Source organism: Ottowia thiooxydans (assembly GCF_040548795.1).
In the GTDB taxonomy this organism is placed as follows: domain Bacteria; phylum Pseudomonadota; class Gammaproteobacteria; order Burkholderiales; family Burkholderiaceae_C; genus Ottowia; species Ottowia thiooxydans_A.
This window is the reverse complement of the sequence record NZ_JBEPSH010000001.1, coordinates 289879-303478: the sequence shown is the minus strand read 5'-3', so window position 1 is coordinate 303478 and position 13600 is coordinate 289879. Positions and strand designations below refer to the sequence as shown.

Genomic DNA, 13600 nt, shown 5'->3' with positions numbered 1-13600 from the left:
CTGCCCACCAACTGCCCTTATGAGCATCGCGACAAACTCTGCACTCCCCACCCCAACGCAGACGCTGCGCGATAACTATCGACAGAAAAAAGCCGCCCTGCTGGCCGACATGCTGGCTGCGGGATCCAACACCCGGGGCGTGCGGGCGGCGCTGGCGGGCGTGTCCAAATGGGCCGACGACGTTCTGCGCGACCTATGGCGTGCGGCGGGCTTCGACGGCCACTTTGCCCTGGCTGCGGTGGGAGGTTACGGCAGAGGCGAGCTGTTTCCGTATTCGGACATTGATGTCCTGCTCCTGTTACCTGCAGACGCGAGCCCGGCCACTGACGAAGTACTGCGCCACCGCATAGAACAGTTCATAGGCAGTTGCTGGGACGCAGGCCTGGAAATAGGCTCCAGCGTCAGAACCATAGCGGAATGCCTGTCTCTGGCTGAACATGACGTCACGGTGCAGACTGCTTTGCTCGAGAGTCGGCTGATCATTGGAAACCGTGAGCTTTTCAAAGATTTTCAGAAACGGTTTACAGCGCAGCTCGACCCGCTGGACTTTTTTACCGCCAAGCGCCTGGAAATGCGGCAGCGCCACGCGAAATACGAAGACACTCCCTACGCGCTGGAGCCCAATTGCAAGGAATCGCCGGGCGGCCTGCGCGACTTGCAGATCATCCTCTGGGCGGCACGCGCCGCCGGCATAGGCGGCAAGTGGGAAGATCTGGCGCGTGCCGGCCTGGCCACTCCGCATGAATTGCGTCAGCTTCGGCACAACGAAGCCGTGCTGTCCCTTACCCGCGCCCGCCTGCACCTGATAGCCGGCCGCCGTGAAGACAGGCTGGTGTTCGACCTGCAAACCTCCGTGGCCGAATCTTTCGGCTTCAGCAACCGCTTTTCTGAAGACGGTCGCATCGTCACACGGGCCAGCGAAGTGCTGATGCGCCGCTATTACTGGGCAGCCAAGGCAGTCACGCAACTCAATCAAATTCTGCTGCAAGGCATTGAGGAATATCTTCGCAGAGCGCATGGCGAGCCTTTGCCCGAATTGGTGCGCATCAACGACCGGTTTTTCGAGAAAGCCGGCATGATCGAAGTGGCCAGCGACGATCTCTACGAGAAAAACCCAAGAGCCATTTTGGAGACCTTTCTCCTTTATGCCCAGACGCCCGGTGCCAAGGGTTTGTCCATGCGCACCCTGCGCGCGCTCTACAACGCGCGCACGCTGATGAACCACGCGTTTCGCACGGACCCGGTCAACCGCGCCACATTTTTATCCATCATGAAGCAACCGCAAGGCATTACGCATGCCATGCGGCTGATGAATCAGACGTCGGTACTAGGCCGTTACCTGTGGATATTCCGGCGCATCGTGGGGCAGATGCAGCACGACCTGTTTCACGTCTACACCGTCGACCAGCACATATTGATGGTGCTGCGCAATGTACGGCGGTTTTTCATGGCAGAGCATGCGCATGAATACCCGTTTTGCTCCCAGTTGGCCGCCGGCTGGGACAAGCCGTGGATTCTTTTCCTGGCCGCGCTGTTCCATGACATAGCCAAAGGCCGGGGCGGAGACCACTCAGACCTGGGCGCGCAGGATGTGCGGCGCTTCTGCCAGCAGCACGGTATAGATCCACAAGACACCAAGCTCATTGAGTTCCTTGTGCGTGAACACCTGGCCATGAGCCGGATCGCGCAAAAGGAAGACTTGAGCGATCCAGACGTCATCACCAGCTTTGCCGCCCGAGTAGGCAATGAGCGCTACCTAACCGCGCTCTACCTGCTGACCGTGGCCGACATCCGTGGCACCAGTCCCAAGGTATGGAACGCCTGGAAAGCCAAGCTGCTGGAAGACCTGTACAAACTGACCGTTAGGGCCCTCGGCGGCCGTGCACCCGACGCAGACGCCGTCATCGAATCGCGCAAACGCGAGGCTCTGGTGCAATTGGCTCTGGCGTCTGAACCCCATGAGGCGCATAAAGCGCTGTGGGATACGCTGGACGTCAGCTACTTCATGCGCCACGACGCCGGTGAAATTGCCTGGCACGCCAAACAACTGTCGCGCCATGTGCCATCCAAGGGCCTTGGTGCAGTTGCCAGTACCAGTGCTGTCGCGACCACAACTGCCAAAACCATTGTGCGCGCTCGGGTGTCCCCCATTGGTGAAGGCTTGCAGGTACTGGTATACGCCCAGGACCGCCCAGACCTGTTTGCCCGCATCTGCGGGTACTTCGACCGCGCCGGCTTCTCCATTCTGGACGCCAAGATCCACACCACACGAGATGGGCATGCGCTGGACACCTTTCAGGTCGTCAGTTCCATGATCCCCAACCACTACCGCGAGTTTGTCAATCTGGTGGAGGCAGAACTTCCTCTAGCCATCAGCAGCGAGGCCCCCTTGCCCGCGCCCCGCCTGGGAAGAGTGTCCCGCCGCGTCAAGAGCTTCCCCATCACCCCCAGGGTAGACCTGCGGCCAGACGACAAAGCGCAGCGGTGGCTGCTGAGCGTCTCTGCCAGCGACCGCGCCGGCTTGCTCTATGGCATAGCGCATGTCCTGGGCGCCCATGCAATCAGTGTAGAGCTGGCCAAAATCACCACGCTGGGCGAACGCGTTGAAGATACTTTCTTGCTTCAAGGGAGCCAGTTGCAGCACAACAAAACGCAGTTGGAGATTGAGCAAGAATTGCTTGATGTATTGGCGGCCAACTGAAGTAGGACGACGAGCTCCAGCTCAACTCATTTGAACTAAAAAGGCCGTTCGGGTTGAGCCTGTCGAAACCTTGCGCGGTTCTTCGCCCCTTCGGCCAATTCAGGACAGCCTAAGCTCAGCGTCAATAGGTGACCATGAGGATTCGCAAGACCAGCCAGACTGAGAAGGTGTGAACGGATCCCTTATGCCCCACCGGCAAAAACCACCCGCTCCGTGATCTCGCACACAGCCATACCGTTGCTCGTTCCTCGTTCCTCGTTGTCCGATGTTGACAATTTCACCGCATGAACGCTCTTGGGGCGCTTGATAACTTTCGTTCTGAAAGCAGCTCAAATGTATCTGTATACTTTTAAGGCATCCATACGTTTCAGATCTTCTTTAAAGTCTCCGTGAACGCCATCTTTAGCAACAGACTCCCCCGCCGCGCTTTGGCTCTGGCCACTTTATTGGTGTGTTCCTTCTCGGTTCAGGCCGTGCAGCAGTGCCTGACCCGTGGGCCTGGAACCTATGGGTCAGTTACTGTTTCAGGTTGCGCTGACGATCAAGCCCACGGCGTGTGGAACCCCATGGGGGCGGCGCAGTTTCCACCGAGTATTCCCTGGCCCTATTCATACGAAGGTATTGGATTGGGTGTCAACGAGAATGGGGCATTTGCCTGCTCGCTGAATTTCAGCCACCCGATCAACACCAGCAGCATTCGCTTAATGCTGGAGGGCCATCAAGCGCTGGATGTGCTGTCCATCTCTACCAGTACAGGCCCGTACACACCAGTGCCTAGCGATATCTCTGCGCTGCCAGGAGGCGTTTCGCCTGGTCCCTTGGTGATCAGTGGTAACACTATCGTTGGCACTGAAATGATTAGTTCTGGCATCGTGCGCCTCACAAACAATGTTCCGGTGACCATAACGAGCCTGACGCTTCAGGAAAACACGGGGGATCTTGGAACGCTAATAGGCGTTTGCTTTGATGATGCAGCGTCAGCTCCGGTCCCTGCGCCTGAAGTCACCGCTGTGCCGACTGCCTCTGAATGGGTATTGGGCGGGCTCGCACTGCTATGCGGCATGCTGGGCATGCGGCGCTTGGCGGGTAGACGCAGTCAGGCCTGAGATAGCCAGGCACTTGCTGTTTCCGCTGAGCTACCCCCTGGGAGTGCCAAGCGCCAGCTTGGCATGGAAGCGTTGGCAGTGGCCACGAATTGCCAAGCTGGAGCTTGGCGCTCCCAGGAGAGCATCCGACTGGCTAGGGCTGTACGGCCTGAACGGAATGGTGCTTCGTGGAGTCGCATCCTGACGCGCTTTGGTTTTCCCTGGGAGCGCCAAGCTCCAGCTTGGCAATTTGGGGTTCCTAGGGCGCTGTCCCAGCCAAGCTGCAACCAGGAGGTGCCAGGGGGAACAGCCTACTTGCAAGCAGGCTGTAGCTTATTGCGGGGTCAGGCCAGCAGTCTGGCCTTGGCTTCCTGGTATTCGCGCTTCAAACGCGCGGTCAATTCAGCGGCGCCCACCACCTCTTTGATGGCGCCAATGCCTTGGCCACAACCCCAGATATCTTTCCAGGCTTTGGCTGAGCCACCGCCAGAGAAGTTCATTTTGCTGGGGTCGCTTTGTGGCAGATTTTCTGGGTCCATGCCAGCATTGCGAATGCTGCCTTTGAGGTAGTTGCCCAGCACACCTGTGTAGAAGTTGCTGTAGACGATGTCGTCAGAATTGCTTTCGCAAATCATCTGCTTGTAGCCATCTACGGCACGGGCTTCGTGGGTGGCAATGTAGGCTGAGCCGATATAGGCAAAATCCGCACCCATGGCCTGAGCAGCCAGAACGGCGCCGCCTGATGCAATGGAGCCCGACAGGGCCAGTGGGCCGTCAAACCACTGGCGGATTTCCTGAATCATGGCAAATGGGCTCTTGGCGCTGGCATGTCCGCCTGCACCTGCTGCCACTGCAATCAAGCCGTCGGCGCCTTTTTCAATCGCTTTGTGAGCAAAGACGTTGTTGATCACGTCGTGCATCACCACCCCACCCCACGAATGCACAGCCTGGTTCACATCTTCACGAGCGCCCAGGCTGGTGATGATGATGGGCACCTTGTACTTGGCGCAAAGCTGCATGTCGTGGTCCAAGCGGTCATTGCTCTTGTGCACGATTTGGTTGATGGCAAAGGGCGCTGCCGGATTGTCCGGGTTAGCCTTGTCCCATGCGGCAAGCGCCTCAGTGATCTCGATCAGCCATTCCTCCAGTTGTTCTGCCGGACGGGCGTTGAGCGCGGGCATGGAGCCGACCACGCCGGACGTACATTGGGCAATCACCAGCTGAGGATTGCTGACGATGAACAATGGCGAACCGATCACGGGGAACTTCAACTTGGCGAAGACCGGAGGAAGTTTGGACATGAGAGCGCCTTTTTTGTAGTGAAGGAAATTAGTTTCTGGTCCAGCTCGACAGGCTCAACAAACCTCTGAACGGCTGCACCAGGTCAAAAAATGTTCATGGGTTGATGAGCACGGTTTGATGCGCTTGGGCAAATTTACCGCGCCCCTGAGATCACAGAGACCACGGAGCTAAGCGAACTGAAGACCCGCAAGCTCCGTGTATCGAGCGATCAGAAGTCGTCGATCGCCAGCGCGGACACGCTGCCCGCACCTTCGACGATGGCGTCACGCAGGCTAGATGCACGCGTCAGGATGTGGTCGGCGTAGAAACGCGCAGTCGTGATCTTGGCTCGCATGAAGGCTTCTTCATGGCCTTTTGCCAACTGCTGCTCAGCCACCTGCAAGGCACGGCCCATCTGCCAGCCCGCCACCAAGTTACCTGCCAGCATGAGGTAAGGAACGCTGCCAGCATAGGCTGCGTTGGGGTCTGCCTTGGCCTGCGCGGCAATGAAGTTCACCACGTCCACGAAGGCTTTGCGCGCTGCTGCCAGGCGTTTGCCCACGGCGCGTGCGTCATCGCTGCCTGCGGCCAACTCTTTCTCAGTGGCTTCAATCTGCGCTGCCAGACCCAACGCGGTTTGGCCGCCATCACGAGCAGTCTTGCGCCCTACCAGGTCATTGGCCTGAATGGCCGTAGTGCCTTCGTAGATGGTCAGGATCTTGGCGTCGCGGTAGTACTGCGCGGCACCGGTTTCCTCAATGAAGCCCATACCGCCATGCACCTGAACGCCCAGGTTGGTGGCTTCCAGACTCATCTCTGTGCTGTAGCCTTTGACCAGCGGCACCAGAAATTCGTAGAAGGTCTGGTTTTCTTTGCGGACTTCTGCATCCGGGTGCTGGTGAGCCGCGTCATAAGCCGCAGCTGCCACCGTGGCCATGGCACGGCTGGCCTCAGTCAGGGCGCGCATGGTCATCAGCATGCGGCGTACGTCCGCGTGATGAATAATGGTGGCGCTGCCTTTGACACTGCCATCCACTGGGCGGCTTTGCACGCGCTCCTTGGCGAAGGCGGCGGCTTTTTGGTAAGCCCGCTCAGCCACTGCAATACCTTGCACGCCCACCGCATAACGGGCAGCGTTCATCATGATGAACATGTATTCCAAGCCGCGGTTTTCCTCGCCGACCAGGTAGCCCACCGCGCCAGGTTCAGCCGCTTCGCCAATGCCATCACCAAACTGCAACACGGCCGTAGGGCTGGCCTTGATGCCCATCTTGTGTTCAAGGCTCACGCAGTGAACGTCGTTGCGTGCGCCAGGTGTGCCGTCGGCCTTCACCAGGAATTTGGGCACCACGAACAAGCTGATGCCCTTGACACCTTCGGGAGCACCAGCCACACGTGCGAGCGTCAGATGGACGATGTTCTCGGCCATGTCATGCTCACCGTAGGTGATAAAGATCTTGGTGCCGAAGATTCTGTAAGTACCGTCAGGCTTGGTCTCCGCACGCGTGCGCACCAGGGCCAGGTCACTGCCCGCCTGTGGCTCGGTCAGGTTCATAGTGCCTGTCCATTGGCCTGCGACGAGTTTTTCCAGATAGACGCTTTTCAGCTCGTCGCTGCCCGCGGTGAGCAGAGCTTCAATGGCGCCATCGGTCAGCAGAGGGCACAGTGCAAAGCTGAGGTTGGCTGAGTTCAGGATTTCACCACATGCTGCACCAATGGTCTTGGGCAGGCCCTGGCCACCATACTCACTGGGGTGCTGAAGGCCTTGCCACCCACCTTCCGCATACTGCTGGAAGGCTTCCTTGAACCCTGGCGTGGTGGTGACCACGCCATCTTTGAGTGAAGACGGTGCAAGATCGCCTTCCACGTTCAACGGCGCTGTCACGCCTTCGTTGAACCGCGCGCACTCTTCAAGCACCGCTTGTGCTGTCTCCAGGCCCGCATCTTCAAAGCCGGGAATCAAGGCAATCTGGTCTATGCGTGCCAGATGCTCTATGTTGAACAGCATGTCCTTGACGGGAGCTTTGAAACTCATGATGTCTCCGTAATCTCAGTTCTCAAACATCGCCGTGGGAGGCGATTGCTGGGTATCCAAACCTGAACGCAGGAAAAAAAACGGCGTTCGCACAACTGCTGAACGCCGCCTGGCCGGGATTCATTTCATCCTGGCCTAAAGGATCAAAGTGCCTTTTCGAGCTCAGGCACTGCAGTGAACAAGTCGGCTACGAGACCGTAGTCGGCTACGCTGAAAATCGGGGCTTCTTCATCTTTGTTGATGGCCACGATCACTTTGGAGTCTTTCATACCGGCCAAATGCTGGATAGCGCCGGAGATGCCTGCTGCCACATACAGCTGTGGAGCCACAATCTTGCCGGTCTGACCAACCTGCAGGTCGTTCGGTGCGTAGCCTGCGTCCACAGCCGCGCGGCTAGCGCCAATGGCAGCACCCAGCTTGTCGGCCAGGGGCGTCATGACTTCCTGGAACTTCTCTGCACTGCCCAGTGCCCGGCCACCGGAAACGACGATCTTGGCGGCTGTCAGTTCTGGGCGGTCGTTCTTGGCCAGCTCGGCTTTCACGAAGCTGCTCTTGCCAGCATCTGCGGCAGCAGCCACGCTTTCAACAGCTGCGCTTCCACCGGTGGCGGCTGCGGCGTCGAAGCCTGTGGTACGAACGGTGATCACCTTGACCTTGTCGGCGCTTTGCACAGTGGCAATGGCGTTGCCTGCATAAATAGGACGCTCAAAGGTGTCGGGGCTATCCACCTTGATGATGTCGCTGATCTGGGCCACATCAAGCTTGGCGGCCACGCGGGGCGCGACGTTCTTGCCGCTGGCAGTGGCTGGGAAAAGAATGTGCGAGTAGTCGCCTGCAATGGCGAGCACCTGGGCTGCAACGTTTTCTGCCAGGCTATGGCCCAGCGCGGCGCTGTCAGCCAACAGTACTTTGGAAACGCCTGCCACTTTGGCAGCAGCATCAGCTGCGGCTTGGGCATTGTGGCCGGCCACCAGCACATGCACGTCGCCACCGCAGGCTACTGCGGCGGTAACTGTGTTCAGGGTGGCGCTTTTGATGCTGGCGTTGTCGTGTTCAGCGATGACGAGTGTGGTCATGTCTTCAAATCCTTGAGTTGGGCCTGTGGCTTGAGGTGCCTCAGATCACCTTGGCTTCATTACGGAGCTTGTCCACCAGGGTGGCCACGTCCGGCACCTTGATGCCAGCGCCGCGCTTGGGAGGCTCAGCCACTTTCAGGGTTTTCAGGCGGGGAGCCACATCAACGCCCAGCTCGTCTGGTTTGATCACATCGAGCTGCTTTTTCTTGGCCTTCATGATGTTAGGCAAAGTGACATAGCGTGGCTCGTTCAGACGCAAGTCGGTGGTAATGACCGCTGGCAGGCTGATGGAGATGGTCTCCAGGCCGCCGTCGACCTCACGGGTGACATTGGCCTTGTCGCCTTCGACTTCGACCTTGCTTGCGAAAGTGGCCTGTGGCAGGTCGGCCAAGGCTGCAAGCATCTGGCCAGTCTGATTGGCATCATCATCAATGGCTTGTTTGCCCAGGATGATGAGTTGGGGTTGTTCTTTGTCGACCAGGGCCTTGAGGAGCTTGGCAACTGCCAGGGGCTGCAGCTCGGCGTCGGTTTCGACGAGAATGCCGCGGTCAGCGCCAATGGCCATGGCCGTGCGCAGAGTCTCCTGGCATTTTGCATCACCGCACGAGACGGCGATGATTTCTGTGACCACGCCCTTTTCTTTCAGGCGAACAGCCTCTTCGACAGCAATTTCGTCGAAGGGGTTCATACTCATCTTCACGTTTGCAATGTCTACCCCAGTGCCGTCATTCTTGACACGCACTTTCACGTTGTAGTCCACGACGCGCTTGACGGCGACGAGTGCTTTCATTTAAGAAATCTCCTGCTGGTTTTGAAATTCGTGGCCGGGTTCAAGCCTCAGCACGAGGCGCCCCTACCGGCCTTAACCAAACATTCTAGTCCACCGTCTGGAACGTTTCAGCGGGGTGTACCAATCTAGGAACATCTCCTGGAACGCGCGCCCCATTCCAAAACACGGAAAACTAGCCTGCTGGCCACATGTTAAGCGAAATTCGAACGATCGTTCTTTTTATTTTTTCGGATTGTCGGTTGGCGCATTGTTTTTGTCCGCTTCACGTTTGGCGTCAGGTTCAGCGCTTTCCCCCTCAATCGCAACTTTGACTGGCGCATCAGACACGGTATGCACCACCCTGTGCGGGTAAGGAATGTCGATATTGTTCGCACGCAAAGCGCGCAAAATGGCAAGGTTGACTTCAGAACGCAGTCCAAGTTGACCTGATTCAGGCTGGTCCACCCAGAAACCCACCGTAAATTCCAGGCCATCTGCCCCGAAAGAAGACAGCGACACTGACGGCGCGGGTTCGCGAAGAACACGAGAGCTGGACAATGCCGCTTGACGCAGCAAGGTCATGACCAGATCAACGTCGCTGTCATAGCCAACTGAAACTACGGTGGACCTTGAAACCCGCCGGTCCGCCAGCGAAAGGTTCTCCACGCGCTGAGTCACCATCATTTCATTGGGTACGATGGATTCGCCGCCATTACCTGCACGAATCACGGTATAGCGAGTACGGATGTCGGTCACCTGGCCCTCATAGTTATCGACCCGAACCACATCGCCTATGCGAATCGCACGCTCAGCCAGGACCACAAATCCGCTGACATAGTTGGCAGCCAGCTTCTGCAAGCCCAAACCGATACCCACACCGATGGCACCACCCAATACAGAAAGCGCCGTGAGGTTGATCCCCACCGTGGACAACGCCATCAGTACGCCAATGAACAGCAACAGGGCGCGAACGGCATTGGCGATGGCAATACGCACAGAAAGGCTGGCGCCACTCGCCGCCTTCAGCAGCCTGGCCTCAATGGCCGCTGAAACCCACAACGCGAGCATGACAACGGCGCCCACGGTGACCGCACCACGCAGCAACATCGCCACGGAAATCTTGGAGCCGCCCATCTGCCAGGTCAGGCCGTCCAACTCTTCCATGACCAGTGGCAACACCCCGATCACCCAGAGCACCACCCCAAGCCAAACAGCCCAGGAGATGGATCGCTCCAGCGCCCGCACGGATTCGGCTTTGGGAAATGCCGCCTGAAGCACCTTCACACCGATACGAATCACCACCAGAGCCACGAGAGCAGGCAGGGCTACGCGTAAAAACGGCACAGCTTGCCAGCGTGACAGCTCCAGACGGGTCAAGTAGGTTAGACCCAGCCACAACATGGGAAACAGCACGCCGTCAAAAGCGCGTGTGCCGGTAAGAATGGAGGACGTGTCCGATACGCGCGGCCAACTGCGGCGCGCAGCCGCTGCCAACCCCCACGCGATCAGCCCACAACAAGCAATCAGTGCAATCTCTATGAGCACGCCCCGCTGGCTCACGCTGGCCCACCAGGCGTGCCAATCATCGATGCGCATCCCGGAAGCGTTGGTCAAATCTGGGGTTAACGACGCCATGCGGGTTCCCTTTTCTCGATGAATGCCTGCACGCCTTCTTGCGCCACATCCAGCATCATGTTGCACGCCATGGTCTGGCCTGCGAGTTGATAAGCGGCTTCCAGGCCAAGTTCGCGTTGCTGATAGAACAATTGCTTGCCCACAGAAATGGCGTCTCGGGGCTTGGAGCAGATGGCCGTCAGAAATTCATCAATGGCAGTGTCCAGCTCAGCCGCCGGAACAACCTTGTTCACCAAGCCCTGCTCAAGCGCTTCCTGGGCAGCAATGAAACCGCCGGTCAGCAGCATTTCCATGGCTTTCTTGGCCGGCACATTGCGCACAAGAGGAACGCTTGGCGTAGCGCAGAAAAGACCCACATCGATGCCATTGACCCCGAAGCTGGCACTCTCCGCCGCCACCGCCAGATCACATTGCGCAACCAGCTGGCACCCCGCCGCAGTGGCCAGGCCCTGAACCCGTGCAATGACAGGGATTGGCAGCTTTGCAATGGAAAGCATCATCTTGCTGCACTTGGCAAACAGGCCCTGGTAGTACGCCAACTGGGGATGGGCCTTCATCTGTTTGAGGTCGTGCCCGGCGCAAAAAGCCTTGCCCTCAGCCGCAATGACCAGCGCCCTGGCCTGCTCATCTGCTGCAATGGCGCCAAGCTGGCGCTGCAGTTCGTCAAGCATGGCTTCGCTCAGCACGTTGAAGGATTTGGGTTGATTGAGCGTCAGCACATGGACACCACGGGCATCGCAGCGGTGAAGCAAGAGGGGTTCAGAGTTGCTGGTCATGGTTTCATGAAAGTGCAGGCCAAAGCATAGCGTGAAGTGCTTTTGCGAAGCCTGTTCAAGGCAAAGATCAGGAAGAAGCGGGTCAGCGAAGGACCCTGTCACACACCGCAGGAGCCCATCATGGTCCGGGCCAACGGTAAGGCAGCGTGTCAACTATTGGCCGGCCCTGCGAAACAGTCTACTCAAGAGGACGCTGAGTTGACTCTGTTGAGACATGCTGTTTCAACGGTCACAGTCCTGCCAGAACCCGAATATGCGCCTCGACACTGCGCGCAAGCGCCCCCAGGTTGTACCCACCTTCCAGGCAACTGACAATGCGGCCACCCGCATAGCGATCAGCGACATCCTTGACGCGCTGGGTGATCCAGGCGTAGTCCTGGTCTACAAGGCCCAGCTGGCCCATGTCATCGTCGCGATGCGCATCAAACCCGGCGCTGATGAGTATCAGCTCTGGCTTGTGTGCTTCCAGGCGGGGCATCCACATGATCTCTACCAATTCCCGGATATCCATGCCACGGGTGTAGGCCGGTACGGGGCAATTGACCAGGTTGGCGTCGGTTTTGGTTGAGCCACCTTCAGGATAGAAAGGATGTTGAAAAAAACTCACCATGAGTATGCGGTCGTCTCCCGCCACGATGTCTTCCGTGCCGTTGCCATGGTGGACGTCAAAATCAACAATGGCCACCCGTTGGAGGCCAAGCCTCTCGCACGCATATTTGGCAGCCACCGCCACATTGCTGAAAAAACAGAACCCCATGGCCTGGTTACGCGTGGCATGGTGACCGGGCGGCCTGGTGCAGCAAAAGGCGTTTTCAAGCTCACCGCCGACTACTGCATTGACCGCATCAATAGCCGCCCCCGCCGACAGCAAAGCGGCGCGGTAGGTATGGCTGTTCATGGCCGTGTCAGTGTCCAGTGAATAGTGGTCGGGGCCTCCAGCGGCCATCTCTTCGATCAGAATTTCACTCAAACCACGCAGGGCTGCCACATGGCGCCGACCATGAGCCAGCAGAAGTTCGCTCATGCCAGCGGGGCTGGCTTCTCGCCGATCAAGCGCATCTCCTACTCCTGTCACCAGGAGACGGTCTTCTATGGCATCCAGCCGCTGCGGGCATTCGGGATGGCCTGCGCCCATATCATGCTTGCGACAATCATCGTGTCTGAAAAAACCTGTCTGCCCCATGTTTTTCTACCTTCGCTACAACCGATTTTTTAACGCAGCGCCTTAAGCCTGTTCAATTTTTCATGTAATGTCAACCCATGGACATTGCGATAAAAATCAAATCGGTTCTTGATCAGCTTAACACGGTGCTGATAGGCAAAAACAGTCAGGTTCAAGACAGCGTAGCGTGCCTTTTGGCGGGTGGGCATCTGCTGATTGAGGATGTGCCAGGGGTGGGCAAGACCACCCTCGCCCATGCGCTGGCGCGCACTTTCGGCCTGCAGTTCTCTCGGGTGCAATTTACGGCTGACCTCATGCCGGGTGACCTATCGGGTGTCGCCGTGTATGAACGCCAGAAAGAAGCTTTCGTATTTCATCCCGGGCCCGTCTTCTCCCAGGTCTTGCTGGCTGATGAGATCAACCGCGCCAGCCCAAAGACGCAAAGTGCGCTGCTCGAAGCCATGGAAGAAAAACAGGTGTCCGTGGAAGGCCAGACGCGCCCCCTGCCTTCCCCGTTTTTCGTGATTGCAACGCAGAACCCTTTTGACCAGCTGGGTACCTACGCGCTGCCTGAATCCCAGCTTGACCGGTTCCTGATGCGCATATCGCTGGGCTACCCAGAGCGGCAGGCCGAGCGGCAGCTTTTGACAGGCAACGACCGGCGCGACGTACTCGCCACTCTACCCGCCGTCTTGAACGGTGCTGAACTGTCGGTATTGCAGGCGGCCGTCGGTCAAGTGCACGCGGCAGACCCGCTTTTAGATTATGTGCAAGACTTGATCACCGCCACTCGGTCCGGACATTGGTTCATGCAAGGGCTCTCGCCACGCGCAGGTATCGCACTGATGCGGGCTGCACGCGCGCAAGCCTTGATCTCCGGCCGCAACTATGTGGCTCCTGATGACGTGCAAGCCATCTTGCCTCAGTGCATAGCCCATCGATTGGTGCCCGTCGGAGACGCCGGCCGTGGTGCCGTTGAACAGGTACGCGCCATGATAGATGCCGTGCCCCTCCCATGAAACCTTCCCGGGAGTCGCGAGCGAACGCCAGCGCAAACGTCAACGCAGACTCAAGCGCACA

The 13600-nt window shown here is 58.2% G+C and carries 10 protein-coding genes; 3 read left to right on the top strand and 7 right to left on the bottom strand.

All coding sequences use genetic code 11. The features are described 5' to 3' along the window. Positions 1-19: 19 nt before the first annotated feature. Positions 20-2701, top strand: coding sequence for a [protein-PII] uridylyltransferase (locus ABIE13_RS01405; protein WP_354440489.1), 2682 nt, complete (start codon positions 20-22; stop codon positions 2699-2701). A 389-nt stretch (positions 2702-3090) separates the two neighbouring features. Beyond that, complete coding sequence (locus tag ABIE13_RS01400; RefSeq protein WP_354440488.1) at positions 3091-3807, top strand: hypothetical protein; 717 nt, start codon at positions 3091-3093, stop codon at positions 3805-3807. A 323-nt stretch (positions 3808-4130) separates the two neighbouring features. On the opposite strand, the gene ABIE13_RS01395 is transcribed toward ABIE13_RS01400, so the two are convergent. From ABIE13_RS01395 to ABIE13_RS01365, 7 genes are all read right to left on the bottom strand, one after another. Continuing rightward, entirely contained in the window at positions 4131-5087 is a 957-nt protein-coding gene (locus tag ABIE13_RS01395) for an NAD(P)H-dependent flavin oxidoreductase (RefSeq protein ID WP_354440486.1), read from the bottom strand. Between the two features lie 209 nt (positions 5088-5296). Then, positions 5297-7102 carry an acyl-CoA dehydrogenase gene (locus ABIE13_RS01390; RefSeq protein WP_354440484.1) on the bottom strand — a complete coding sequence of 602 codons (1806 nt, stop codon included), beginning with the start codon at positions 7100-7102 and terminating at the stop codon, positions 5297-5299. Between the two features lie 143 nt (positions 7103-7245). Continuing rightward, on the bottom strand, positions 7246-8178 hold the full coding sequence (locus ABIE13_RS01385; RefSeq protein ID WP_354440482.1) for an electron transfer flavoprotein subunit alpha/FixB family protein: 933 nt from the start codon (positions 8176-8178) through the stop codon (positions 7246-7248). A 40-nt stretch (positions 8179-8218) separates the two neighbouring features. Next, positions 8219-8968 (bottom strand): electron transfer flavoprotein subunit beta/FixA family protein, encoded by a 750-nt coding sequence (locus tag ABIE13_RS01380; RefSeq protein WP_354440480.1) that lies wholly within the window; start codon positions 8966-8968, stop codon positions 8219-8221. 219 nt (positions 8969-9187) lie between these two features. Continuing rightward, entirely contained in the window at positions 9188-10582 is a 1395-nt protein-coding gene (locus tag ABIE13_RS01375; RefSeq protein WP_354440478.1) for a mechanosensitive ion channel family protein, read from the bottom strand. Continuing rightward, entirely contained in the window at positions 10570-11358 is a 789-nt protein-coding gene (locus ABIE13_RS01370; RefSeq protein WP_354440476.1) for an enoyl-CoA hydratase, read from the bottom strand. The genes ABIE13_RS01375 and ABIE13_RS01370 overlap by 13 nt, the downstream gene beginning before the upstream one ends. 229 nt (positions 11359-11587) lie before the next feature. Beyond that, complete coding sequence (locus ABIE13_RS01365; protein WP_354440475.1) at positions 11588-12541, bottom strand: histone deacetylase family protein; 954 nt, start codon at positions 12539-12541, stop codon at positions 11588-11590. Between the two features lie 77 nt (positions 12542-12618). On the opposite strand from ABIE13_RS01365, the gene ABIE13_RS01360 reads away from it, so the two are divergent. Next, positions 12619-13539: an AAA family ATPase gene (locus tag ABIE13_RS01360; RefSeq protein WP_354440473.1), complete on the top strand. Its 921-nt coding sequence runs from the start codon at positions 12619-12621 to the stop codon at positions 13537-13539. The last annotated feature ends 61 nt before the right edge of the window (positions 13540-13600 follow it).